The following is a 23,964-nucleotide window of genomic DNA, read 5'->3' as shown; positions in this document are numbered from 1 at the left end:
CCCCGGCCGGCGTAGCCCGGGCCGGCGGGTCCGAGCTGCCGGTGGGTCGACGCCGCCGCCACCGGCATGCCGCCCGGGTGACATTTCCCGCTGGTCGGGCTGCTTCCGCGCCAAGTTACCGTCAAGTTAACGTTGGTTCATGCCGATTGAGTCGTCCCGCGACGCCGTCATCGTCGCCACCGCCCGGTCCCCCATCGGCCGCGCGTTTAAGGGTTCCCTGCGCGAGGTCCGCCCGGACGACCTCGCCGCCACCATCGTCCAGGCCGCGCTGGACAAGGTTCCCGGGCTCGACCCGACCACCATCGACGACCTCTACCTCGGGTGCGGGCTGCCCGGCGGCGAGCAGGGCTTCAACCTGGCCCGGGTGGTCGCCACCCTGATGGGCCTGGACGGGCTGCCGGGCGCCACCCTCACCCGCTACTGCGCGTCGTCGTTGCAGACCACCCGGATGGCGATGCACGCGATCCGGGCCGGCGAGGGCGACGTCTTCGTCTCCGCCGGGGTCGAGATGGTCTCCCGGTACGCCCGGGGCAACTCCGACACCCTGCCACCCGAGGCGCAGGCGCTGGTCGGCGGTGGCTGGGAGAACCCGCGCTTCGCCGAGGCGCGGCAGCGGTCGGTGGCCCGCGCCCAGGGCGACGCCGAGGTGTGGACCGACCCGCGCGACGCCGGGCAGCTCCCCGACATCTACCTGGCGATGGGGCAGACGGCGGAGAACCTGGCCCAGGTGTACGACGTCACCCGGGAGGAGATGGACGCGTTCGGCGTCCGCAGCCAGAACCTCGCCGAGAAGGCCATCGCCGACGGCTTCTGGGTCCGCGAGATCACCCCGGTCACCACCCCGGACGGCAGCGTGGTCGACACCGACGACGGCCCGCGCGCCGGGGTCACCCTGGAGGCGGTGGCCGGGCTGAAGCCGGTCTTCCGCCCGGACGGCCGGATCACCGCCGGCAACTGCTGCCCGCTCAACGACGGGGCCGCCGCCGTGGTGGTGATGAGCGCCCAGCGGGCCGACGAGTTGGGGCTGACCCCGCTGGCCCGGATCGTCTCCACCGGCGTCACCGCCCTGTCGCCGGAGATCATGGGCCTCGGCCCGGTCGAGGCGTCCCGGCAGGCGCTGCGCCGGGCCGGGATGACCGTCGACGACGTCGACCTGGTCGAGATCAACGAGGCGTTCGCCGCCCAGGTGATCCCGTCGTACCGGCAGCTCGGCATCCCCGAGGACAAGGTCAACGTGATGGGCGGGGCGATCGCCGTCGGCCACCCGTTCGGGATGACCGGCGCCCGGATCACCGGCACCCTGCTCAACGCCCTGCAGTGGCACGACGCGACCATCGGCCTGGAGACCATGTGCGTCGGCGGCGGTCAGGGCATGGCGATGGTGCTCGAACGGCTCAGCTGAGCCGCTACAGCGCGCCGCGGGTCGCCGTCACCAGGGCGGCGGCCCCGGCCAGTACCGCCTCCGGCGGGCCGGCGGCCACCAGGTCCGCCGTGACCACCCGGAGCTGGTCGGGCAGCGCCATCGGGTGCGCCAACCGGGGTACGTCCCGCCGGGGCTCACCCTCCGCGTCGGCCGCCAGGTCGGCGACCTCCTGCACCAGCTTGTGCACCAGGTCGGCCCGGGACACGTTGCCGCCCTCGGCGACCGCCGCCCAGCGCGGCTGCTGCCAGTGGCCCACCTGACGGACCAGCAGGTCCACCGCCCGGCCCAACTCCGCTGCGCTCATCGTCGGCGAGTCTACGCACCCCGGTCGGGGTGCGTAGACGACGACGCCCGCCGCCGCAGGGTGCACGGTGGCGGGCGTCGGGTGCGAAAGCGTCAGTCGTCACCCTGGAAGTAGCTGATCAGACGGAGCATCTCCAGGTAGAGCCAGACGAGGCTGACCACGATGCCGAACGCGGCCGTCCAGGAATAGCGGGCCGGCAGCCCCATCCGGACGCCGTCCTCGACCTCCTTGAAGCTGAGCACGAAGCTCAGCGAGGCGACCACGATGCAGACCAGGCTGAACCCGATGGCCAGCGGGCTGCCGTCGCGCAGGCCGGTGTTCACGCCGAACAGCGCGAGCACCAGGTTGATCAGCATGACGGCGAACAGGCCCGCCATCACGGCGATCATGCCCTTGACGAACTTGGGGGTGGCCCGGATGACGCGCGCCTTGTAGAGGATGGTCATCACGAAGAAGACGCCGAAGGTGGCGACCACGGCCTGGAGCACGATGCCCTGGTAGGCCGTTTCGTAGACCTTGCTGACCAGGCCGACGAACGCGCCCTCGACGATCGCGTACGCGACGACCAGCGCCGGGTTGGCGACCCGGGAGAACGAGATGATCAGCCCGAGGACCAGGCCGACCATAGCGGCGCCGATCCAGGCGACGCCGAGCACCGAATCCGGCACCAGGATCCAGGCGGCGGCGGCGGAGACGCCGAGGATCGCCAGGAGCGTGACGGTCTTGACGACGACGTCGTCGAGGGTCATCGTGCCGGACACCTGCGGGGCGACCGGGGAACCGGGCTGACCCGGGTACTGCTGGGGAACGCCGGGCTGTCCGTAACCGTACGGCCCGGGCTGGGCGTACCCGGCGGAGCGCTCCCGCTCGGCCGCCTGGCCGAGCCGGGCGAGCACCGGGTTCGAGGTCTTCACTGTCTCAGGCCTCCCTCAGGGGGTCAGTCGCACGCAAACGTGCACTCCCAGGGTAAACGGCCCGGTGCCAGCCGGTACGGCCGGGACGCTGTGGGAAAGCTGAGAGTGTGTGGTGCCCGGGGCGGGTCTCGAACCCGCACGCCTTGCGGCAGCCGCTTTTAAGGCGGCCGTGTCTGCCGTTCCACCACCCGGGCGAAAGCGCGTCACGTCGATGCGCGGCGGTGCAGTCCCACGGTAACCGGTCCGTGTCGCCCCGGCGTACCCGGCGACGCGAACGCCCCTGCCCGCTCCGGCGGGCAGGGGCGTTCGGTGTCGGAGCGGCGGTCAGGCCGCCCTGCTGGTGATCGGGATCGGCTGCGACGCCTCCGCGAACTCCTCCCGCGGGTCGTGCAGCTGACCGAGCGCGACCACCTCACGCTTGAGGAAGAAGGCCAGCGACCAGTCGACCACGACCCGGACCTTGCGGTTGAACGACGGGATCCGGCTCATGTGGTACGTCCGGTGCATGAACCAGGCCGGCCAGCCCGTCATCTTGATGCCGTACACCTGGGCGACGCCCTTGTGCAGGCCGAGGCTGGCCACGCTGCCGGCGTGCTTGTGCTTGTAGTCGACAGGCGGCCGGCCCCGGACCACCAGGGCGATGTTGTCGGCCATCCGGGCGGCCTGCCGCACCGCGTGCTGGGCGCTCGGCGAGCAGTAGTTGCCCGGCTCCTTGGTGAGGTCCGGCACGGCCGCGCAGTCACCGGCGCTCCACGCCCCCTCGACCACCCGGTCGCCGTCGACGACCTGGAGGGTGGGCAGGCAGGTGACCCGCCGCCGCTCGTCGCGGGGGAAGTCGGTGCGGTCCAGCATCGGCGACGGCTTCACCCCGGCCGTCCAGACGATGGTGTCGGAGCGGAAGCTGTCGCCGTCGGAGAGCTTCACCACACCGTCGACGCAGGACTCCAGCCGGGTGTCCAACCGGATGTCCATGTTCCGCTTGAGCAACTGCTGCACCGTGTAGGCGCCCATGTCCCGGTCGACCTCGGGCAGCACCCGCTGGGTCGCCTCGACCAGCACCCAGCGCATGTCGTCCGGTTCCAGCTCGGGGTAGTAGCGCAGCGCGTCCCGGGCCATGTCCTCCATCTCGGCCAACGCCTCGATGCCGGCGTAGCCGCCGCCGACGAAGGTGAAGGTCAACGCGGAGCGACGGACGTCGGGATCCGGCGTGGCGGCGGCCACGTCGAGCCGGTCCAGCACGTGGTTGCGCAGGTAGATGGCCTCACCGATGGTCTTGAAGCCGATCCCGTGCTCGTGCAGGCCCGGGATGGGCAGGGTGCGGGACACCGAGCCGGGGGCGACGACCACGTGGTCGTAGGGGATCTCCCGGGTCGGGCCGGAGATCGGCTGCACCACCGCGGTCTTGCGGCTGTGGTCGATCCGGGTCACCGCGCCCGCGACCACCTTGCACTTGCGCAACTCGCGCCGCAGCGGCACCACGGAGTGCCGGGGCGAGATGTTGCCGGCCGCCGCCTCGGGCAGGAACGGCTGGTAGGTCATGTGCGGCTGCGGGTCGACGACGACGACCTCGGCCTCACGGGAGCTCAGCTTCTTGGACAGGCGCAGAGCGGCGTACAGGCCCACGTGCCCGGCACCCACGACAAGGATCCGCTTCGGATTCACGTATCCATCTTTCCCCGGGCGGCTGCGGTAATACCCCTCGAGACCCCCATCTGTGACGGAGCACAACACCTGTGAGCTGCGCAACGTCGCGCTATCTGCGGCGCAGCAGCCAACCCAGCAGCCCGCTCAGACCCACCGCCACCAGCAGTCCGACCACCGTGGCGGTCTGGAAACCGTCATCCGGGCCGAGTTGCCCCGCCCGGGTCAGCAACACGCCGATCACCGCGGAGGCCAGCACCACCGCGCCGGCCCGGGTGAGCCAGCGCAGCACCACGTTCGGGTCGGTCACCCCGTCGTAGGGCAACACGGCCACCAGGGCGCAGAGGGTGTGCCCGAGGTAGAGCAGGGTCGCCACCGCCAGCAACCGCCACAACGCGATCGGGCGGTCGTAACCGGCCGAGGCGAACACCCAGCCGGCGACCGTGACCAGCGCGGCGAAGGTCGGCCAGACCCGGCGCGGGGCCACCGCCGGCAGCACCGCCACCACCGTCAGCGCGAGCAGCGACCGGGCCTGGAACAGCTCCACCGGGTACGCCAGCAGCAGGCCGGCCAGCACCACCAGGAAGACCGCCCCGCGCACCAGCAACGGCAGCAGCGCCACCCGACGCACCGCCGTGCGGGCCGCCCGGACCCGCTCCCGGGCCGCGTCCACCGGGCTCACCGGCCACCCACCCGGGGGGCGGTGGCCAGCCGGGCGACGTCCCGCAGCACCTGGTCCAGGCTGCCCGCGCCGGCCCAGCCCACCACCGGCACGCCGTGCTCCCGGAGCTGGGCGATCATCGTGTCCCGGTCCAGCCGCCACAGCCGGTACGCAACCGGTGCCCAGCCCCGGTCGCCGGGTGGGGCCAGGTCGGTCGGCAGGGTGTCCACCGCCACCACGAACCGTCCGCCCCGGGCCAGCCGGGCCAACATCTGCGCGGACCGCTCGTCGAGCAGCGGGGTGAGCACCACCACCAGCGCGTCGGCGGAGAGCACCTGCGGCCCGAACACCTGGTCGTACGGCTCGTGTGGGGAGGACTCGGCGTGCACGTCGAGCAGCCACTCCAGCACGGTCAGGTACTGCCGGCGGCCGGTCGCGGGGCGCAGCCGACGGGCCGCCGGGCCGTATTCCAGCAGGGCCACCCGGTCGCCCCGGTGCAGGTAGTGCTCGGCGATCGCGGCGGCGGCCCGGACGGTGGTGTCCAACACGGATGCCGCTCCGGCCACCCCGCCGGACCGCCCCGCCTCGGCCAGGACGTCGAGCAGGACGACCACCTCGGCGTCCCGGTCGGACAGGGTCGACGCCACGTGCAGTTGCCGGGTCCGCAGCGACACCCGCCAGTCGATGCGGCGCAGCCGGTCCCCCGGCCCGAAGACCCGCACCCCGGCCAGTTCCCCGCCCTCCCCCGGCCGGCGCGAGTGGTGCGCGCCGACCAGCCCGGCGGCCCGGGGCATCGCCTCCACCGCGTCGAACGGCTCGGTCTTCGGGTACACCCGCATCCGCACCGGTTCGGTGAGCACCGCACGGGAGACCAGCAGTCCGTCGGCGGCGGCGGCCCGGGCACCGGCCGGACCGACCGGGTGCCGCCCCCAGCGCAGCGCGGTGCCGGACAGTTCCAGGTCGACGGCGGTGCCGGTGGACAACGCCGTCACGAAGGGCCGGTCCATGCCGCCGGAGCGGCTGACATCCAGCTCGATGCCGCCGAAACCGACCCGCCGCACCGACAGCCACGGCGAGACGCGGGTCCGGACCACCACCACGTCGTACGGCACGGTGTCCGGATTGCCCACCGCCACCGCGCCGGCCAGGTCACCGCCCTCTACCAGCTGGGCATCCTCGGCGATGATCTCCAACTGTGGGGCGGCGGAGGGCCGGCGACGCAACGCGTACGCGGTGCCGAGCGCGAACGGGGTGGCCAGCACGACCAGGTCGACCCGGCCGAGCAGCACCGCGGCGATCAGCAGCAGCCCGGTGAGCAGCACCGCCCGGCCGAGCGCCCAGGTGGGCGACCAGCCCGCCGTCGGCTCCTGACGGTCCGGCACGACGATCAGCGCCCGGCCCGGCCGGCCGCGTAGCTGGGCAGCGCCCCACTGGCCGGGGCCGGGGTCTGCTCCAGCACCTCGCCGACCACGAACGACGGGTCGACCCGGCGCAGCCACATCTCCGGACGCAACGTGATCCGGTGCGCCAGCGCGGGGGCGGCCACCTCCTTCACGTCCTCCGGCACCACGTAGTCCCGGCCGGCGAAGACGGCCCGGACCCGGGCCAGCAGCAGCAACGCCAGCGAACCCCGGGGGGACGCCCCGACCAGCACCGACGGGTGTTCCCGGGTGGCCGCGGTGAGGTCCACGATGTACTTGCCGACGGAGTCCTCCACCACCACGTCCTCCAACGCGGCCTGCATGGCCCGCAGGGTTGCGGCGTCGACCACCGGCTCGATCTGCGCCTCCTCGCGGCGGCGGTCCATCCGGCGGCGCAGCACCTCCCACTCCTCGTCGCGCTGCGGGTAACCGAACGACACCCGCAGCAGGAACCGGTCGAGCTGCGCCTCGGGCAGCGGGTACGTCCCCTCGTACTCGATCGGGTTGGCGGTGGCCAGGACGTGGAACGGCTCGTCGAGCCGGTAGGTGACGCCCTCGACGGAGACCTGCTTCTCCTGCATCGCCTCCAGCAGCGCCGACTGGGTCTTCGGCGGGGTCCGGTTGATCTCGTCGGCGAGCAGCAGGTTGGTGAAGAGCGGACCGGCCCGGAAGGAGAAGTCGCCGGTGCGCTGGTCGTAGAGGAACGAGCCGGTGACGTCGGCGGGCAGCAGGTCGGGGGTGAACTGGAGGCGGCGGAAGTCCAACCCGAGGGCCTGGGCGAAGGAACGGGCGGTCAGTGTCTTGCCCAGGCCGGGCAGATCCTCCAGCAGCACGTGCCCGCCGGCCAGGATGCCGGCGAGGACCAGTTCCAGGGACTCCCGCTTGCCGACCACGACCGTGCCGACCGCGTCCAGCACCGCCCGGGCCAGGTGGCCGACCTCCGTGGCGGGAATGCTGCGGTCCACGTCGTTCATCAGATCTTCTCCAGTTCGGCGACGATCGCCGCGAGGTCGCGCGGCGACGGGGGACGGCGGGAGGGGGTCTCGAGGAAACTCCACAGCGGGTCCCCGAGCAGGGCCCGGGCCCGGGTCGGGTCGGCTTCCCTGGTCAGGCCGTGGCGTTGGCGCAGCCGCTCGTCGGCCAGCTCGCCGAGACGGGGCAGGATCCGCTCGGTGAACCGCTCCTGGTTGCCCGAGGACCAGTCCAGCGGTCGTTCCCAGCCGTTGATCGCGGCCCGCAGCGCGTCCCGGGCCGCCCAGTTGTAGGCGCCCGGCTCCTCACCGGCCGGGGTCCGGGCCCCGCTGCGGGGCGGGGGCGGCGGGGCCAGCGCGGCGGTGACCCGACGGACGGTGAGCACCGCCAGCACCCCCGCCACCACGATGCCGATCGACAGTTGCAGACCGACCGCGCGCAGGCCGACCAGGACCACGGCGGTCACCCCGGCGGTGGTCAGGAGCAGCCGGAACAGCCAGCGCACGCGCCCGCCCCGGGCCCGGCCGGACCGGGCCGACGGCTCCTCCTCGAAACGGAACAGGTCGTCCAGACCGGTCGACTCGCTCACCCCGACACCCCGCCGGACGGGTGGCGGGCGGTCACGCCGGCACCCCACCGGGTGCGGTGTGCTGGCGGGCGGTCACGCCGGCACCTGCGGGTCGGCCAGGGCGGTGAGTTCGCCACGCAGCCGGCGCAGCGCCCCCCGGGCCTGGTCCCGCATCCGGGCGTCGACGCTGCGGGTGGCGTAGCGGGCCTCGCGGTAGACGTGGGCGAAGCCGTCCAGCACGTCGGCGCTGGCGATGGCGGGCACCCCGGCGGCCGGGTCTCCCCGCAACAACCGGGTGACCAGGTCGGTCGGGGTGTCCCCGGTAAGCCTCGGCACGCCGGCCTCGGTGGCGGCCTCCTCCAGCCGCACCCAGCAGGCGATGACGGCGGTACGCGGGTCGGTGTCGGCGTCGTCCAGCTCCTCCAGGCCGGCGTCGAGCGCGGCCACCACCTCCCGGGCGGTCCCCTCGGCGGTACGCCGGGCCCGCGCGGCGGGCACCGCCCGGGTGGTCCGGCGCAGCGCGCCGCGCAGCAGCGTCCAGGCCAGGTAGCCCACGGCGGCCAGGATCGCCAGCCCGAGCAGGCCGAGCGCCGCCGTGGCGATCCACTGCGGAACACTCGCCCGGGTCTGCGCGGCGTCGGCACGGGGCTCGATCGGGATCGACGCGGCCGGCTCGGCGGACGGGTAATCCGGCACGTACGGGATGTTGTCGGCGGCCGGCGGGATACGGCTCGCGCCGATCGAGGAGTGCCCGGCGGAGAGCGCGGCGGCGAGCAGCAGCAGCGTCACCAGGGCGACGGGCCACCACCTGCGCAGTACGCCGAGGTCCATCGCCACCGCCCCACGCTGCTCAGTCCACCCCCGCGAGCTGTTTCGCCCGGGCGAACACGTCGTCCAGCATCTGTGTGGTCAACCGCCCGGTGAAGGTGTTCTGCTGGCTGACGTGGTAGCAACCGAGCAGATCGGGAGCGGCCGACCCGGACCAGTGTGCCCCATGGCCGAAGACCGGTCGCGGGCTGGGCGGTCGGACGCCGTACACCTGGCGTAGCACCGGCCACCACGCCGCCCAGGCGAACGCGCCCAGGGCGACGACCACCCGCATGGTGGGTCGGATCAGGGCCACCTCCCGGTGCACCCAGGGGGCGCAGGTGTCCCGCTCGGCCGGGGTGGGCTTGTTGTCCGGCGGGGCGCAGCGCACGGCGGCGAAGATCCGCACGCCGGTGAGGGCGAGGCCGTCGTCGGCGGCGACGCTGGTGGGCTGGTTGGCCAGCCCCGCGCGGTGCAGGGCGGCGAAGAGCACGTCGCCGGAGCGGTCGCCGGTGAAGACCCGCCCGGTCCGGTTGCCGCCGTGGGCCGCCGGGGCCAGGCCGAGGATCCCGATCCGGGGTTCGGACACCGGGCCGGGTGGGGTGGCGGACGGGCCCGCGCCGCCGCGCCCGGTGCGGTTGTCGGGGGCGCCGAAGCCGGGCACCGGGCGACCCCAGTAGTCCTGGTCGCGGAACGCGGCCCGTTTCGTCCGGGCGACCTCCTCCCGCCAGTCGACCAGGCGCGGGCAGGCGAAACAGTCGCTGACCGCCGCGTCGAGGTCGGCCAGGTCGGTCGCCCGCGCGGCGCGGGCGACCACCTCGGCGGGGGTACGGGACACGGTCGGCCTGGGCACCGTCAACGCCTGCGCCCGTCGGCTGACCGGCGCTCAGCCAAGCTTGGCCCGGAAGAGTTCGAGGGTGCGGGCCCAGGCGGTGGCGGCGGCCCGCTGGTCGAAGTTCTCCGGCCGGTCCTCGTTGAAGAACGCGTGCGCGGTGCCCGGGTAGTCGTAGGTCTGGCAGGTGCCGCCGGCGTTCTCCACGGCCCGGCGTACCGTCTGCACGCCGTCGGCGGCGGACAGTCCGTCGGCCTCTGAGCAGTGCACGACCGCCGCCTTACCCGCGTAGTCGGTCCACTCGGTGGGCATCCCGTCCCACGGCAGCCGGGGGTAGAAGGCGGCGGTGGCGACGATCCGCTCGGCGCGGGTGGCCGCCCACAGCGCCAGGCTGGCACCGGCGCAGAACCCGGCGCACCCCACCTTGCCGGTCACCTCGGCCCGACCGGCGAGGTATTCCGCCGCCCCGGCGATGTCGGCCGCCGCCTCGTCCATCTGGGTGCTGTTGAGCATCTGCCGGGGCTCACTGGGCTTGCTGGCCGGCTGGCCGTGCCGGAAGTCGGGGGCCAACGCCACGAAGCCGGCCTCGGCGAACCGGTCCACCACCGAGCGGATGTGCGGCACGAGACCCCACCAGTCCTGGATGACGATGACCGCCGGGCTGGCCGTCGCACTGGCCGGTACCGCGAGATACCCCTCGCCGGTCCCTGCGTTCCGGCGGTAACTCACCATCTCGCCCATCGGCCCGTCCTCCTGTCGGTCAGTCATCGTCGGCTGGTCGCAGGGCGTTCCTACGTGTCGGTAGCCTGCCACGCCGTACGCGTGCCGGGAAGATGCCAGAACAGTGGCATATACCTCGCGTTCATCGAACGGTGGCGTGCAACACGCCGACGGCGGCGCGGGAATCCCGCGCCGCCGTCGGCTGATCGTCGTACGGACCGGTCAGGCCCTGTCGGTCACGCCTTCTTGGTGAGGCAGAGCAGGTAGCCCTTGCCGCCCGGGGCGATGTTGTAGAAGACGTAGCCGTCCTCACCCTCCTTGATGTACTGCTCGCACGCCTTACCGGTCTTGGCCTGCGCCTCGGTCTGCTCCTCGACCCGGCCGACCACGTTGTAGACGGCGTCGGTCGAGGTGCACTTGACCACCTTGGCGTCGCTGACCGACTTCTCCTGCGTGCCGGTCACCTCCGGCAGCTCGGCGATGCAGTCACCGGCCTTCGCCTCGGCCGTCTCGTCGGGGTTGAGGAAGTTGCCGATGGCATTGGCGACGCCGAACTTCAGCGCCGCGATCACCAGGAAGGCGACGATCGCGCCGACGATGCCGAGCACCTTCTTCGCCCCGCCACCCTTCGGTTCCGTCGGCTGCGCGGCGGTGGCCGGGGTGACCGGTTCGGGCTGGGCCACCTGCTCCGCCTGCGGCGCGGGGGACGATGCGACCTGCTCTGACACTGAATTTCCTTCCGAGGGGCGAATGAGCAGACGACAACGTAGCGACGAAGATCAGCGCGTGCTGCCCCGTTCCCCTCGTCCGTTCAGCCATTTCCCAGCAACGGCAGGTCAGCCGGTGGCGGTGGGCAGGGGCACCCCCGCCGACCCGGACACCGAGGGCGACGCGACCGGCACCGATCCCGTGGGTACGGGGTTTCCCGGCGCGGTGGCTGTCGGCGCAACACCCGGCGCGGTGGCCGTCGGCGACCCGCCGGGGCTCACGCCGGACCCGGGCGGGAGCGGGGCGACGGCCGGCGGACGCGGCCGGAACGGCGCCTGCTGCGGGCAGTACGGGTAGCCGCGCTGCACCGGGTTGACGTCGGGCAGGGCCGGATCGTCGCAGGCCGGCCAGCCCAACCGGATCGGGGTGCCGTTCTGGTCGAAGAGCCGGGCGTTCTCCACCAACCGCCCTTCGCTGTCGTAGACGTAGACGTCCTGCACCTGGTCGTACGGGTTCTGCACGGAGGTCGTCTCGTAGCCGTAGCCGTAGCCGGAGCGGGCCTGGTCGTCCACGTTCGCCACCGCGGCGATCGCGAACAACGCCAGCACCGCCGAACTGGCGTGCAACGCCCAGCGCCGCCAGGACCGCAGCTCGGGGGTGCGCCGACCCAACCAGACGGAGCCGCACACCAGGCCGGCGAAGACCAGCAGGCCGACGAACGCGTGGCCGTCGAGCCGGGGCAGCAGGCCGAGCGGCCCGTCGGTGCTGAGCGCGGTGAGCATCATCGCGACCAGGTAGGCGCGGGCCACCCACCACGCCGGGCGCAGCAGCCGCAGGAACTCCCCCGCCGTGTCGTGACCGAACAGTGGGCCGAGCCGGGCGTCGACCCGATCCACCCGGGCCCGGGCACGCCCCAGCATGGTGGCGATCCGCCGTTCCAGCGCCCGCCGGCCGGCCGCCGGGTCACCCGCCCCGGCGGCGGCGCGCAACTCCGCCGCGTACGCCTCGGGGGTGCCCAGCCGGTCGACCAGGGAACCGTCGGCCTCGGCGGCCACCTCGGCGAGGTGTTCCGGAAGGTCCTCGGTCAGCTCCTCGCGTACCTGCGGTGGCAGGTCGGCCAGGGCGGTCCGCACCCGCTCGACGTAGTCCGTTATCTCCTGCCCAGTGACGGTCATGCCGCCATCCCCCGATCGTCGAGCAGCTGGTCCATCGTCGTCGCGAACGCGCGCCAGGTCTTGCCGGAGCGGGTGAGCTGGTCACGGCCGGCGGCGTTGAGCGCGTAGTACTTGCGGTGCGGGCCGGCCTCGCTCGGCACGACGTAGGTGGTGAGCAGGCCGGCAGCGAAGAGTCGGCGCAGGGTGCCGTAGACCGACGCGTCGCCGACCTCATCCAGCCCGGCCTCGCGCAGCCGGCGCAGGATGTCGTAGCCGTACCCGTCGGAATCCCGCAACACGGCCAACACGGCCAGGTCGAGCACACCCTTGAGTAGTTGTGTGGTGTCCACGCATCACACACTACTGCGCACTGCGCACTACCGTCAACAACGCCATACCCCACCCCCGTCCTCATCTCCCACCCCCACCCACCCCACCCCCACCCCGCCCCAGCCCTCACCCTCGGCTCACCCCAGCCCCGGCCCATCCCCCCGCCCCGACCCTCACCCCCGACCCTCGCCCCCGACCCCGGCCCTCGCCCCCGACCCCCGACCCCGGCCCTCGCCCCCGACCCCCGACCCCGGCCCGGTGATCAAGAGATTCGCGTCATCCCCACCCGGATTTCCGACGCAAACCTCTTGATCACCACACCCTCGGCCCGGTGATCAAGAAGTTTGGGTCGTTCTCGCCGGGAAATTTGACGCAAAGCTCTTGATCACCGGGCTCGATGTCGAGCGGAGGGGAGGGAGAGGAGAGGAGAGGAGAGGGGGGAGGGGGAGGGGGAGGGGGAGCGTGGGGGTCAGCTGGGGGTGGGGTGCTGGCTCCAGGCGATGCCGTCGAGGATGTCGTGTTCGGAGGCGACCACCGAGGACATCCCGGCCCGCTCCATGATCACCTTGAGCACCAGGGCACCCGCACCGATCACGTCCGCCCGGCCCGGGTGCATCACCGGGATCGCCAACCGCTGCGCGGCGGTCCGGCCCAGCAGGTCGGCGGTCACCCCGGCCACCCGCTCGTACGGCACCCGGGCGTGGTGGATGCGCTCGGGGTCGTACTCCTGGAGGTCCTGGGCGATGGCGACGACGGTGGTGACCGAACCGGCGAGCCCGACCAGTGTGGCTGCCTCCCTGCCGGAGACGGCGGCGAGCGCCCGGTCGACGGCGGCGGCGATGTCGGCCTGCGCGGCGGCGACCTCGGCGACGGTCGGCGGGTCGCCGTGCAGGTGCCGTTCGGTCATCCGGACGCAGCCGATGTCCACCGAGATCGCCGCCTGCACCCCGGAGTCGCGGGTGCCCACCACGAACTCGGTCGAACCGCCGCCGATGTCCACCACCAGGTACGGCGGCTCCGCGTCGGCGGGCAGCCCCCGGACCGCGCCGGTGAACGACAGCCGGGCCTCCTCGTCGCCGGTGACCACCTCGGGCGCGACGCCCAGGGTCTGCTCCACCATGGCCCGGAAGTCGGCCGCGTTGCTCGCATCCCGGGACGCCGAGGTGGCGCACATCCGCACCCGGTCGACGCCCAGCTTGTCGATCTCGGCGGCGTACCCGGCGAGCGCCACCCGGGTCCGCTCGATCGCCTCCGGGGCCAGCCGGCCGGTCCGGTCGACGCCCTGACCGAGCCGGACGATCTCCATCCGGCGGGCCAGGTCGACCAGCGGGGCCTGCGGCCCGGCCGACGGATCGGGCAGGTCGGCGACCAGCAGGCGGATGGAGTTGGTCCCGCAGTCGATGGCGGCCACACGCGTCGTCACGGCAGCAACCCTACGGCAGCAGTCGCCCGCGCACGGCAGCGCCGACCCGACGCCCGACCGCACCGCCCCGACGCACGGCAGCACCGACAGGGTGCCCGGCAGCGCCAACCGCACCCGGCAGCGCCTGCCGGGCCGGCGGTGGTCACCGTCGCCGGCGCCGACGCCACAGCAGCCACGGCACCCAGGGCAGCACGGCGAGCAGCACCAGCAGCGCCACCAGCGGCGCGCGCCACCACGGGTCCACCGTCGCCGGTGGCGGGTCGGTGGGCGCGGAGACCCACGGGCGGGCGGTCTTCGACCACGCCAGGAAGGCGTCACCGATCGGGAGCAGCCCGAAGGCGTACCGGCGGGTGTGCGGGGTGTCCAGCGGAAAGCCGACCAGTTCGCCGTAGTTGGCCAACGCCCCGGCCAACGCGTCGTCGCCCTGCACCTGGGCCGCACCGAGGGTCACCACGGTGGCGGAGAAGCTCACCCCGAGCGGCAGCGGTCCCGAGTCGACGTCCCCCGGGCCGTCCAGGCCGCGCGGGTACTCCCGCACCGCCGGGCCGAGCCTCAGTGGCGACACCACGAAGTCGGTGCGGAAGCGCAGGTACTGCTCGCGGGCGAAGGTCGGGTCGATCTCCGGCAGGAACCGCTGGATGACGCTCTGCGAGGTGCCCCGGGCCACCTCGGCCGGTGCTCCGGTGCCCGGGTCGACCCGGTGTGGCAGCAGACCGGTACGCGGGTCGAGGCGCTGGCGTACCCCGTCGAGCCAGCGGCCGGTGGTCGGCGCGAAACGCGGCGGTAGCAGAGCGTCGTGCAGCCGCAGCGAGGCCACCGCCACCGTCGAGTCGACCGGCCACGCCTGCCCGGGATAGGCGGCGAGGTACGGCGTGGGAGAGGCGTCGAAGGCGGCGGCCAGGGTCGCCGACGCCTCGGCGAACCGGCGCACCTCGGCCGGGTCCCGCCCCGACTCCGGTTGCAGGGCGAGCACCCCGCCGCGCAGCCAGTTCGTCCAGCCGGCGTGGAAGACGCCGTACGCCGGGGTCAGGTCGCGGCTGAACGGGGCCGTGCCGGCCGGCGACTCCAGCCGGGCCAGCGCCCACCGGGCCTCCCGCAGCGCCTCGTCACGTCCCTGCGGCGGTTGCCGCAGGCCGGTCTCCACCCGGGCCAGCCCGTACAGCGCGTGGGCGAAGAACCAGCCCTCCGGGAACATCGCCTGGGCGTCCTCGCCGGCACCGTCGTCCAGTTCGGCCCGCAGGTAGTCGAGTTGCCGGTCCACCCCGGGCGGCTGGCGGTCGACGCCACCGGTCGCCGGGGCGATCAGCCGGGCGATGCCGACCAGGGCGAACAGGGTCACCAGGGCGGCGAGCACCGCGCCCAACCGGCGCACGATCGTCACCGACCCAGGGTGGCGGGCCGGGTCAAGACCGGCCGGGGCCGCACCTTCGGGCCGCCGCAAGCGGGCGCGGACCCGCCGTCCGGGGCTAGAGGCGCAGCAGCACCGCGCGCGGATCCCGCCGTCAGGGGCTAGAGGCGCAGCAGCATCCGGGTGTTGCCCAGGGTGTTCGGCTTGACCCGTTCCAGGTTGAGGAACTCGGCGACGCCCTCGTCGTAGGAGCGCAGCAGCTGCTCGTAGACGGGCTGCGGCACCGGGGCGCCGTCGATCTCGGTGAACCCGAACGCGCCGAAGAACGCCGTCTCGAAGGTGAGCACGAAGATCCGGGCGATGCCCAACTCCCGGGCGGCGTCGATCAGCTCGGTGACGATCCGGTGGCCGAGCCGCCGTCCCCGGCAGGCCGGGTCGACGGCCACGGTACGGATCTCGGCGAGGTCCTCCCACATCACGTGCAGCGCGCCACAGCCGACGACCCGCCCGTCGCCGGTGACCGCGACCCGGAACTCCTGCACGTCCTCGTAGAGGGTGACGGTGGCCTTGCTGAGCAGCCGCCGGTCGTCGGTGTAGGTGTCGACCAGCCGGCGGATGCCGCGTACGTCGCCGGTGCGGGCCCGGCGTACCACGATCTCGTCGGTCACTGCGCCGCCGGCAGGTCCACGCACGGCCCGGCCGTCCACCACTTCTCCACCAAGGCGAGCGTCTCGTCGCCGAACGGGTTGACGCCGGGGCCGGCACCGAGCGCGTGGCCCAGGTGCACGTGCAGGCACTTCACCCGGCCGGGCATCCCACCGGCGGAGATGCCGGCGATCTCCGGCACCTCGCCGATCACGGCCCGGCGGGCCAGGTAGTCCTCGTGCGCGGCCCGGTACCGGTCGGCCAGCTCCGGGTCCTCGGCGAGCCGCTCGGCCATCTCCTTCATCAACCCGGCCGACTCCAGCCGGCTGCACGCCGCCGTCGCCCGGGGGCAGGTCAGGTAGAACAGCGTCGGGAAGGGGGTGCCGTCGGCGAGCCGGGGGGTGGTCTCCACCACGTCGGGCAGGCCGCACGGGCAGCGGTGGGCCACCGCCCGGGTGCCCCGGGGCGGGCGTCCGAGCTGCGCGGCCACCGCGGCCAGGTCGGCCTCGGTGGCCGGCTGGTGCTCCGGCGGGGGTACGGAGTCCGCCGCCGGCTCCTGCGGTGGTACGACAGTCACGGTGCCCATCTCTCGTTCGGTACGCGGGTGCTGCTCACTGGTCCGGGGCGTCGCCGTTCGCCGCCTGGACGCTCGACCACAGGGTGTCGTACCAGGGGTCGGGGGTCTTGGGTGGGGTCGGCGGCCGGCCGCCGTTGGCGTCCCGGGCCGCGCCGTCCGCGTCGTTGAGCACGATCACCGGCGTCTCACCGGGGGCCACCATGAAGAACCGTTCCCGCGCTTTGATCTTGATGTATTCGGGGTCCTGCCACTTCGCCGCCTGGGCCGACAGCTCGGCGATCTCCGTACGCTGGGCGGCCTGGCTGGCCTCCATCCGCTCGATGTCGACCTGCTGGTCGAGATAGACCCGGACCGGATAGGTGTACGCCAGGGCGAGCGCGAGCAGCACCGCGAACAGCACGGTGGCCCGGCCGGTGAACCGTCGGGGGTGGGGCGCGGTGAGTCGCCGGATGGTGCCGCCGGCCGCCGTCCGGCGGGCCGCCGCCGGACGGTTCGCCGACCGTACCCCGTCGGCGGGCCGCGACCGGGCCGCGGCAGCCCGCGGCTCGGCGCGGACCCCGCCGTCGCGCAGCGGCGTCCGGGCGCCCCGGGCCCCGCCCGGCCGACCGGTCGGCCGGCGGGCCGGGCGTTGGCCACCCGGTGTGCGGCGCTGCTGCATCGTCACACCCCTCCCCCGAGGTTCGCCTGGGTCAGGCCGAACGGTAACGCGGGAACGCGCCGGCGCCGGCGTACCGCGCCGCGTCGGCCAGCTCCTCCTCGATCCGCAGGAGCTGGTTGTACTTGGCGACCCGGTCGGACCGGGCCGGGGCACCGGTCTTGATCTGACCGCAGCCGGTGGCGACGGCCAGGTCGGCGATGGTGGTGTCCTCGGTCTCGCCGGAGCGGTGGCTCATCATGCACTTGAAACCGGCCCGGTGGGCCAGGTCCACCGCGTCCAGGGTCTCGGTCAGCGAACCGATCTGGTTGACCTTGACGAGCACCGCGTTGGCGGACTTCTCGGCGATGCCCCGGGCGATGCGCTGCGGGTTGGTGACGAACAGGTCGTCGCCGACGATCTGGATCCGGTCGCCGACGGCGGCGGTCAGGGTGGCCCAACCGGTCCAGTCGTCCTCGGCCAGCGGGTCCTCGATGGAGACGATCGGGTAGTCGCCGATGAGCTTGGTGTAGTAGTTGCTCATCTCCTCGGCGCTCTTGGCGGCGCTCTCGAAGGTGTAGGTGCCGTTGTCGAAGAACTCGGTCGCGGCCACGTCGAGGGCGAAGACGATGTCGGTGCCCAGCCGGTAACCGGCCTTCTCGACCGCCTCGGCGATCAGGTCGAGCGCGGCGGCGTTGCTGGGCAGGTTGGGGGCGAAGCCACCCTCGTCACCCAGACCGGTGGAGAGGTCCTTCTTCTTGAGCACCGACTTCAGCGCGTGGTAGACCTCGGCACCGGAGCGCAGCGCCTCCCGGAAGCTGGGGGCCCCGATCGGCGCGATCATGAACTCCTGGACGTCGACGTTGGAGTCGGCGTGCGCGCCACCGTTGAGGATGTTCATCATCGGCACCGGCAGCAGGTGGGCGTTCGGGCCACCCAGGTAACGGAACAGGCTCAGCTCGGCGCTGCCGGCAGCCGCCTTGGCCACCGCCAGGGAGACCCCGAGGATGGCGTTCGCGCCCAGCGTGCCCTTGTTGTCGGAGCCGTCGAGGTCGAGCATCTTCTGGTCGATCAGCCGCTGCTCGCTGGCCTCGTAGCCGATCAGCTGGTCGACGATCTTGTCCTCGATGTTGGCGACCGCGTTCTCGACGCCCTTGCCCAGGTAGCGGTCCTTGTCACCGTCGCGCAGCTCGACCGCTTCGAAGGCGCCGGTGGAGGCGCCGGAGGGTACGGCGGCGCGAGCGATCGTGCCGTCGTCCAGCCCTACCTCGACCTCGACCGTCGGGTTGCCCCGTGAGTCGAGAATCTCCCGGGCGACGATTCCCTCGATGGTTGCCACTGAGTCGCTCCTCGTTCGTTGTGCGAATCCGGTATGGGCCGCGACGGTGCGGCTGGGGCAGTTGTGTTGAACGCAGCGTATCGGGCGACGCTCGGCTGCACGGCGTCCGGGCACACGTAGCCCACCCCTAATCAGCCCGCCCTAACGGACATTCCCGGATTCTCACCCCTCAACCGGCAACCGGTTTGCGCCGGGTGGACACGATCGACCACGCTGGTCGCCATGCCCGCCGTCTCGACCACCCTCCGCGTGCTCGCCGTGTCGGTCATCGCGTCGCTCACCGTCACCGGCTGTCAGACCCTCGACGACACCGGACGCACCCTCGGCCGGTCCGATCTGATCAACGATCTCGCCACCCGGCTGGACGAGTCCCTGGTCCAGACCTGGACCGCCGAATACCGGCTCCCCGGCGGCCGGACCACCACCATCGCCCAGGAGAAGGAGCCGGCCCGCTCGGCGTACACCTGGGCCGCCGGCAAGATCACCGTCTCCGAGCAGGCCATCACCCGGTGCGCGACCACCGCCGGGCGGACCGCCTGCACGGTGGAGCCGCCGGTGCTGATGTCCGGCAAGGCCGCCGTGCCGCTGTTCGCCGAGGCCCGCAAGGCCGGGCTGGTCACCCCGCCCGCCGTCATCCGGTTGCTCACCGAGGCCGCCCTGGACCCGCAGGCCCAGGTCAAGCAGAGCGACACCACGCTCGTCGGCCACCACGCCACCTGCGTCGCCGTCCGGCGTTCCGTCGGGGACTTCGACGCCTGCGTCACCACCGAGGGGGTGCTCGGCAGCTTCACCGGTCTGCTCGACGGCCAGCCGGTCGAGCTGGCCCTGGAACGCTTCACCGACTCGGTGACGCCGACGGCGTTCGACCTGCCGGCCGGTGCCGGGGTGACGGACCGCCGGCCGGCGTCGTCGTGACCGTCCCACCGCCCGGACACCCCACGCCCCCGGCCGACCACCCGGCGGCCTCCACGACCGCCACCGACCGCCCCGCCGGCCCCACGCCTCCGGCTGACGACGCGGCCGGCCACGCTGCCGGGCCCGCGCCCGCGTCGGGCGATCTGGGTCTGCTGGTGGCCGGCACCCGGCTGTTCACCACCCCCGACGGTGGCCTGCCCCGGGTCGGCGAGCTGCCGGCCGGGACCGGATGGGTGCCGCTGGGCACGCTCGACGGCGTGCCGGCCTGGGCGCTGGAGACGGCCGACCCGGGCCGGCCAGCCACCCGGGACAACCCGACCGGGGGCGGGGAGCCGGGGAGCGGGGAGACCGTGGGGAGCAGGGCCGGGGGTCGACGGCCGGTCGGGCGGTGGCGCAGTTGGCGGGCGCTCGCCGCCGAGCTGCCCGAGCCGGTCGCCACGCTCGCCGGACGGGCGGTGGCCGTGGTCACCTGGCGGCGTACCCACCGCTGGTGCGGGGTCTGCCGGGCGGCGCTGGCCGACGTGCCGGGCGAGACGGCCCGCCGCTGCCCCGACTGCGGCCTGTACGTGCCGCTGCGGCTCTCCCCGGCGGTGCTCACCGCGATCACCCGCCCCGGCCCGGCCGGTGGCCCCACCGAGCTGCTGCTGGTCCGGCACGCGTCCGGGCCGACCGAGCTGTGGGCGCTGGTCGCCGGATTCGTGGAGGCCGGCGAGTCGCTGGAGACGGCGGTCCGGCGGGAGGTCGCCGAGGAGGTCTCGCTCGACCTCGACACGATCGACTACTTCGGCAGCCAACCCTGGGCGATCTCCGGGCCGGGGGTGCTGCTCGCCGGGTTCACCGCCACCGTCGCCGATGCCGGAGCCGAACCGGTGGTGGACGGGCGGGAGCTGGTGCGGGCCCGTTGGTTCCCGGTGGACGCGTTGCCTGCGGAGCTGCCGCCCGCGTACTCGATCTCCCGCTGGCTGATCGACGCCGTCGCCGCCCGCGGCTGAGCCGGCACCCGCGCGGCCCGGACGGCGGGCACCCGGCCGGGGTGGCGTGGCGGTCAGATGCCGAGCAGGGTGCGCAGGTGGCGTGGGGGCGGGCAGTCGTGGGCGAGCATCGCGTCGTGCCAGTCCCGCACCGACACCCCGGCCGGCCGGGCGGCGGCAACGTCGGCCAGTTCGCTGTAGCCGACGAAGTAGGTGGAGAGCTGCGTCGAGGTGAGCAGCGCCCGCCGCCACTTGCCGGCCGCCTCGCCCTCCTCCTGGAAGCCGCGTTCGGTCATCAGCGCCAACGCGTCCGCCTCGGTCATCTGGTCGCAGTGCACCAACTGGTCGAGCAGGGCGTTGATGGTCATCCGCAGCTGCATCTTGAGCTGCTGGAGGCGGACCGGCAGGCCGCCGAAGCCGAGGCCGGCCATCAGCTCCTCGGTGTAGACCGCCCAGCCCTCGATGAACACCCCCGACTCGGTCAGCGCCCGGACCCGGGTGGGGCCGGCGTACCGGCGGGCGTGGGCGAGCTGGAGGAAGTGCCCCGGCATCGCCTCGTGCACGGTCAGGTTGCGGATCATGTGGTCGTTGTACTCGCGGTAGAACGAGTCGACCCGATGCGCGGGCCAGTCCGCCGGGGTGGGCGCGATGCAGTAGAAGGTGGGCAGGTCGGCCGGCTCCAGCGGGCCGGGCGAGTCGCAGTAGGCCACCGCGACGCCCCGGGCGAACTCCGGCATCTCCTGGATCACGCACGGGTCGTCGACCAGGCCGACCAGGTCGTGGGCCCGGACGAAGTCGACGGCCTCGTCGAGGGTGACCGAGGCGAGGTCCACGATGGAGTGGTCGTCGGGGTGCTCGGCGGCCAGCAGGTCCAGCGCCCGGCGTACCGTCTCGTCGTCGGCCGGGCCACCGACCAGCTCGACGGCCGCCGCGCGGATCTCGGCGGTGACCCGGTCCAGGTTGGCCCAGGCGCGGCGCTGCACCTCGGCGGCGCCCAGCTCGGTGTCGAGGGTGTGCCAGAGGCGGGCCTCCCAGCGGCGGCGGCCCAGCCGGGGGTCACGGCCCGGCCCGGTTTCGGCGGCCAGCCCGGCGCGCAGCCAGCCGACGAACTCGTCGAGCGCGGCGATCGCCGCCGTCGCGGCCGGCCCGACCGTGCCGGCCAGCGTGGGTGCCTGGGCGAGCAGCAGCGGCACCTCGTCGCGGATCAGCGCGGCGGTGCCGACGAACTGCCCGACCGCCGTCTCGGCGTGCACCCGGGGCATGTCCCGCAACGTCGTCCGCGCGGTCGCCAACGCGTCGGGTACGGCCGTCAGCCGCCCGGCCAGGTGGGCCAGCCGCTCCTCCACCGGGGCGTACGGGCGGGCGAGCAGGGCGTGCAGCAGCGGACCGGGGTTGTGCACCAGCGGGTCCCACTCGAAGGCCCGGATCTCGCTCAACTCGAACAGTTCCCGGTCGACCAGGGCACTGAGCAGCGCGTGGTCGACCTGTTCCTCGACGTCGAGCGAGTCCGTGTCGACCTCGGCGAGCGCGTCGGCGGCCTCCCTCAGCATCGCCTGGTCGGCCGCGACCGCCCCGGCGGAGAGATCGGGCAACCGGTCGTCGTAGCGGTGGTCCCCGCTCGACGTGGCGACCCCCGGCCGGCTCTCCAGCACGGCCTCGACGATCCGCTCCGCCAACGGCACGAATGAACCCATCCCCCGACCCTACCCACTCCCCACCGCCCGCCCCGGCCTCGTCGATCAAGAGGTTCGCGGCACCGCACACCCGCCCCGCTCTCGTGATCAAGAGGTTCGCGTCACCGGATCGCGCAGGGCTGACGCAAACCTCTTGATCAACTCGACGAGGTGGGGGGTTCGGTGGTGCGGAGGGTTCGGGTGTGAGCCAGGGTGGTGCGGCGGAGAGCCGCTTCGGGGTCCAGGCCGGCGTGGCGGGCCTCGGCGACCAGGGTCAGCAGGGTGGCACCCAGGTGGGACTCCGGGTCGGGCTGGGCGTCGGGGGACGGCAGCGGGGCGGTCAGGCCGGCCCGACCGGCCCGGTCCAGCACCTTGGCCGCCAGGGCCAGCGCCGGCTGGCTCAACGCGATGCCGTCGAGCACCGACGCACGGGCCTTCTCGGCCCGCTTGATCCGTTCCCAGTTCGCCTCGATCTCGGCCAGCGAACCCGCCTCGGCACCGGCGAAGACGTGCGGGTTCCGGCGGACCATCTTGTCGACCAGGGTGCCGGCCACGTCGTCGACGTTCCACCGCTCACCCTCGGGCAGGTCCTCCGCCAGGCGCGCGTGCAGCAGCACCTGGAGCAGCACGTCGCCCAACTCCTCACGGAGCGCGTCGGTGTCACCGTCGCTGATCGCGTCGTACGCCTCGTAGCACTCCTCGATCAGGAAACCGGCGAGGCTACGGTGGGTCTGCGCCCGCTTCCACGGGTCACCACCCGGGGAGGCGAGCCGGTCCATCACCTCGACCGCATCGAGCAGCCGGGCCCCCGGCGGGTCCCACGAGCCGTACATCAGCTCCAGCTCGGCCAGCCCCGGTTGCCGGGCCAACCGCAGACCCAACTCCCGGGCCAGGGACTCGTCGCCGGCCGGGCCGGCCAGCCAGACCGCCGTACCGCCCGCCGCCGCCGCGTCGAGCAACGCGTCGGTGGCTCCGCCGGAGACGACGGTGACCTCGACGCCCGCCGCGCGTACCGCCGCGACCTGGGCGCTCTGTGCACCGGTCAGCACCGGCGCGGAGCGCAGCACGTCCCAGGCGGCGGCGGTCAGCAGACCGGCCGGCAACCGGGGCGAGGTGACCAGCAGGACGATCCGGTGGGACGTGCTCAGGAGGCCACCGGCCCCTGCGCCGGGGTCGGGCTGCCGACCGGCTCGGGGGTCGACACGTCGGTCACCGGGCCGCTCGCGTCGATGTACGGCAGCGCGTAGAAGACCAGCTCCTGACCCTTGTTGACCCAGGCCGGGACGCCGAGCGGCCGGTACCGGGGGTTGACCTCGACGTCGAGCTTGTCGGCCTGCTCCCCCAGCGCGGTGCTCAACGCGGCGGCGCTGCGGACGAAACCGCCGTCGCCGAAGAGCTGCCGCACCTGCGCCACCGGCAGCCCCTTGTCGATGCCGCCGGTCTTCTCGATCGCGTGGTAGACCGCCATCACCGACTCGTCGCTCAGGTCGGCCGGCGGCAACTGCTGGCTGAGCACGGAGAACAGGTCCGCCCACTCACCCCAGAGCTTCGCGAACTCCGCCTGCGGCGGCATCTGCAACTGCTGGGCCAGCTGGTCCGGGGTGATCTGGTCGGGGACCTGGAGGCCCTTCTCGGCCGCGACCCGCTTGCCCAGGTCGATGCTGACCAGCAGGTTCACCACGTCCTGCCGGGTCACCCCGGCCCGCAGCTGCTCCGGGGCCGGGGTCTGGCCGGACTGGGCCGCGCCCTGCCGCACCGCCTCGGCGTACCTCGTCTGCGCGTCGGTGTAGATCGCGTCCACCCGGGCGACCGAGTAGCGACTGTCGCCGATGTATGCGGCCACATCCGGAGATGCCTTGCCGCAGGCGGTGAGGGAGAGGACACCCAGTGCCGCGACGCTGGCGGCGGCGATGAGACGGCGTGCACGCATGACGGTCACTCTCTCATGCCTGCCCGGCTACGGTGACGCCGCCCACCACGCGCT

The 23,964-nt window shown here is 73.5% G+C and carries 25 protein-coding genes and 1 tRNA gene; 3 read left to right on the top strand and 23 right to left on the bottom strand.

The annotated features are described in order from the left end of the window. Positions 1-139: 139 nt before the first annotated feature. A complete protein-coding gene (locus ACQP2H_RS04800) occupies positions 140-1,402 on the top strand; it encodes an acetyl-CoA C-acetyltransferase (protein WP_357536271.1) in 1,263 nt (420 codons plus the stop codon). A 4-nt stretch (positions 1,403-1,406) separates the two neighbouring features. On the opposite strand, the gene ACQP2H_RS04795 is transcribed toward ACQP2H_RS04800, so the two are convergent. From ACQP2H_RS04795 to eno, 20 genes are all read right to left on the bottom strand, one after another. Then, entirely contained in the window at positions 1,407-1,727 is a 321-nt protein-coding gene (locus ACQP2H_RS04795) for a hypothetical protein (RefSeq protein ID WP_208568537.1), read from the bottom strand. A gap of 92 nt (positions 1,728-1,819) precedes the next feature. After that, the gene (locus ACQP2H_RS04790; RefSeq protein WP_219467221.1) at positions 1,820-2,641 is read right to left on the bottom strand and encodes a Bax inhibitor-1/YccA family protein; all 822 of its coding nucleotides are present in this window, start codon (positions 2,639-2,641) and stop codon (positions 1,820-1,822) included. A gap of 110 nt (positions 2,642-2,751) precedes the next feature. Then, a tRNA-Leu gene (locus ACQP2H_RS04785) sits at positions 2,752-2,835 on the bottom strand. Positions 2,836-2,965: 130 nt separating this feature from the next. Continuing rightward, complete coding sequence (locus ACQP2H_RS04780; RefSeq protein WP_208568539.1) at positions 2,966-4,303, bottom strand: NAD(P)/FAD-dependent oxidoreductase; 1,338 nt, start codon at positions 4,301-4,303, stop codon at positions 2,966-2,968. A gap of 91 nt (positions 4,304-4,394) precedes the next feature. Then, complete coding sequence (locus ACQP2H_RS04775) at positions 4,395-4,955, bottom strand: hypothetical protein (RefSeq protein ID WP_219470682.1); 561 nt, start codon at positions 4,953-4,955, stop codon at positions 4,395-4,397. 5 nt (positions 4,956-4,960) lie between these two features. Further along, on the bottom strand, positions 4,961-6,325 hold the full coding sequence (locus tag ACQP2H_RS04770) for a DUF58 domain-containing protein (RefSeq protein WP_433231272.1): 1,365 nt from the start codon (positions 6,323-6,325) through the stop codon (positions 4,961-4,963). Between the two features lie 5 nt (positions 6,326-6,330). Continuing rightward, complete coding sequence (locus tag ACQP2H_RS04765; protein WP_208568540.1) at positions 6,331-7,338, bottom strand: AAA family ATPase; 1,008 nt, start codon at positions 7,336-7,338, stop codon at positions 6,331-6,333. Then, a complete protein-coding gene (locus ACQP2H_RS04760; RefSeq protein ID WP_357019853.1) occupies positions 7,338-7,925 on the bottom strand; it encodes a hypothetical protein in 588 nt (195 codons plus the stop codon). The genes ACQP2H_RS04765 and ACQP2H_RS04760 overlap by 1 nt, the downstream gene beginning before the upstream one ends. Before the next feature lie 72 nt (positions 7,926-7,997). Beyond that, complete coding sequence (locus tag ACQP2H_RS04755; RefSeq protein ID WP_219470678.1) at positions 7,998-8,735, bottom strand: DUF4129 domain-containing protein; 738 nt, start codon at positions 8,733-8,735, stop codon at positions 7,998-8,000. Between the two features lie 19 nt (positions 8,736-8,754). After that, entirely contained in the window at positions 8,755-9,570 is an 816-nt protein-coding gene (locus tag ACQP2H_RS04750) for a uracil-DNA glycosylase (protein ID WP_433231268.1), read from the bottom strand. Between the two features lie 27 nt (positions 9,571-9,597). After that, a complete protein-coding gene (locus ACQP2H_RS04745; RefSeq protein ID WP_208568659.1) occupies positions 9,598-10,284 on the bottom strand; it encodes a dienelactone hydrolase family protein in 687 nt (228 codons plus the stop codon). Between the two features lie 215 nt (positions 10,285-10,499). Continuing rightward, a complete protein-coding gene (locus ACQP2H_RS04740; RefSeq protein ID WP_255597890.1) occupies positions 10,500-10,991 on the bottom strand; it encodes an LppU/SCO3897 family protein in 492 nt (163 codons plus the stop codon). A gap of 108 nt (positions 10,992-11,099) precedes the next feature. Then, the gene (locus tag ACQP2H_RS04735) at positions 11,100-12,146 is read right to left on the bottom strand and encodes an HAAS signaling domain-containing protein (RefSeq protein ID WP_433231264.1); all 1,047 of its coding nucleotides are present in this window, start codon (positions 12,144-12,146) and stop codon (positions 11,100-11,102) included. Then, the gene (locus tag ACQP2H_RS04730) at positions 12,143-12,475 is read right to left on the bottom strand and encodes a PadR family transcriptional regulator (RefSeq protein ID WP_219467211.1); all 333 of its coding nucleotides are present in this window, start codon (positions 12,473-12,475) and stop codon (positions 12,143-12,145) included. Before ACQP2H_RS04730 ends, ACQP2H_RS04735 begins: the two co-directional genes overlap by 4 nt. Before the next feature lie 449 nt (positions 12,476-12,924). Further along, positions 12,925-13,866 carry an exopolyphosphatase gene (locus ACQP2H_RS04725; protein WP_433233445.1) on the bottom strand — a complete coding sequence of 314 codons (942 nt, stop codon included), beginning with the start codon at positions 13,864-13,866 and terminating at the stop codon, positions 12,925-12,927. A gap of 154 nt (positions 13,867-14,020) precedes the next feature. Then, a complete protein-coding gene (locus ACQP2H_RS04720; RefSeq protein WP_433231260.1) occupies positions 14,021-15,259 on the bottom strand; it encodes a hypothetical protein in 1,239 nt (412 codons plus the stop codon). Between the two features lie 128 nt (positions 15,260-15,387). Next, on the bottom strand, positions 15,388-15,894 hold the full coding sequence (locus ACQP2H_RS04715) for an amino-acid N-acetyltransferase (protein WP_219467207.1): 507 nt from the start codon (positions 15,892-15,894) through the stop codon (positions 15,388-15,390). Then, the gene (locus ACQP2H_RS04710; RefSeq protein WP_219470673.1) at positions 15,891-16,448 is read right to left on the bottom strand and encodes a DUF501 domain-containing protein; all 558 of its coding nucleotides are present in this window, start codon (positions 16,446-16,448) and stop codon (positions 15,891-15,893) included. Before ACQP2H_RS04710 ends, ACQP2H_RS04715 begins: the two co-directional genes overlap by 4 nt. Before the next feature lie 34 nt (positions 16,449-16,482). After that, positions 16,483-17,106: an FtsB family cell division protein gene (locus ACQP2H_RS04705; protein WP_219467203.1), complete on the bottom strand. Its 624-nt coding sequence runs from the start codon at positions 17,104-17,106 to the stop codon at positions 16,483-16,485. Between the two features lie 31 nt (positions 17,107-17,137). Continuing rightward, a complete protein-coding gene (eno, locus tag ACQP2H_RS04700; RefSeq protein WP_208568547.1) occupies positions 17,138-18,421 on the bottom strand; it encodes a phosphopyruvate hydratase in 1,284 nt (427 codons plus the stop codon). Positions 18,422-18,643: 222 nt separating this feature from the next. Between eno and ACQP2H_RS04695 the strand changes: the two genes are divergently transcribed. Further along, positions 18,644-19,336, top strand: a complete 693-nt coding sequence (locus tag ACQP2H_RS04695; RefSeq protein WP_357536261.1) for a hypothetical protein — start codon at positions 18,644-18,646, stop codon at positions 19,334-19,336. A gap of 155 nt (positions 19,337-19,491) precedes the next feature. Then, the gene (locus ACQP2H_RS04690) at positions 19,492-20,328 is read left to right on the top strand and encodes an NAD(+) diphosphatase (protein WP_433231254.1); all 837 of its coding nucleotides are present in this window, start codon (positions 19,492-19,494) and stop codon (positions 20,326-20,328) included. 53 nt (positions 20,329-20,381) lie between these two features. Here the strand turns inward: ACQP2H_RS04690 and ACQP2H_RS04685 are convergent, their stop codons facing one another. From ACQP2H_RS04685 to ACQP2H_RS04675, 3 genes are all read right to left on the bottom strand, one after another. Further along, positions 20,382-22,001, bottom strand: a complete 1,620-nt coding sequence (locus ACQP2H_RS04685; protein ID WP_219467180.1) for a DUF885 domain-containing protein — start codon at positions 21,999-22,001, stop codon at positions 20,382-20,384. Positions 22,002-22,138: 137 nt separating this feature from the next. Continuing rightward, a complete protein-coding gene (locus ACQP2H_RS04680) occupies positions 22,139-23,128 on the bottom strand; it encodes a nucleoside triphosphate pyrophosphohydrolase (RefSeq protein WP_219470671.1) in 990 nt (329 codons plus the stop codon). Continuing rightward, the gene (locus ACQP2H_RS04675) at positions 23,125-23,910 is read right to left on the bottom strand and encodes a hypothetical protein (RefSeq protein ID WP_208568550.1); all 786 of its coding nucleotides are present in this window, start codon (positions 23,908-23,910) and stop codon (positions 23,125-23,127) included. The genes ACQP2H_RS04680 and ACQP2H_RS04675 overlap by 4 nt, the downstream gene beginning before the upstream one ends. Positions 23,911-23,964 lie beyond the last annotated feature (54 nt).

The organism is Micromonospora sp. CA-248260, assembly GCF_050942205.1.
Taxonomy (GTDB): Bacteria; Actinomycetota; Actinomycetes; order Mycobacteriales; family Micromonosporaceae; genus Micromonospora; species Micromonospora antibiotica.
The sequence above is the reverse complement of the archived record's forward strand: the minus strand, read 5'-3'. Positions and strand labels throughout refer to the sequence as shown.

Bases quoted from the DNA above. Each gene is read 5' to 3' on its own strand.
- ACQP2H_RS04735 (WP_433231264.1), bottom strand. From the start codon at position 12,146: ATGACCGTCACTGGGCAGGAGATAACGGACTACGTCGAGCGGGTGCGG.
- ACQP2H_RS04755 (WP_219470678.1), bottom strand. From the start codon at position 8,735: ATGGACCTCGGCGTACTGCGCAGGTGGTGGCCCGTCGCCCTGGTGACG.
- ACQP2H_RS04685 (WP_219467180.1), bottom strand. From the start codon at position 22,001: ATGGGTTCATTCGTGCCGTTGGCGGAGCGGATCGTCGAGGCCGTGCTG.
- ACQP2H_RS04765 (WP_208568540.1), bottom strand. From the start codon at position 7,338: ATGAACGACGTGGACCGCAGCATTCCCGCCACGGAGGTCGGCCACCTG.
- ACQP2H_RS04705 (WP_219467203.1), bottom strand. From the start codon at position 17,106: ATGCAGCAGCGCCGCACACCGGGTGGCCAACGCCCGGCCCGCCGGCCG.
- ACQP2H_RS04745 (WP_208568659.1), bottom strand. From the start codon at position 10,284: ATGGGCGAGATGGTGAGTTACCGCCGGAACGCAGGGACCGGCGAGGGG.
- ACQP2H_RS04695 (WP_357536261.1), top strand. From the start codon at position 18,644: ATGCCCGCCGTCTCGACCACCCTCCGCGTGCTCGCCGTGTCGGTCATC.
- ACQP2H_RS04675 (WP_208568550.1), bottom strand. From the start codon at position 23,910: ATGCGTGCACGCCGTCTCATCGCCGCCGCCAGCGTCGCGGCACTGGGT.
- ACQP2H_RS04795 (WP_208568537.1), bottom strand. From the start codon at position 1,727: ATGAGCGCAGCGGAGTTGGGCCGGGCGGTGGACCTGCTGGTCCGTCAG.
- ACQP2H_RS04800 (WP_357536271.1), top strand. From the start codon at position 140: ATGCCGATTGAGTCGTCCCGCGACGCCGTCATCGTCGCCACCGCCCGG.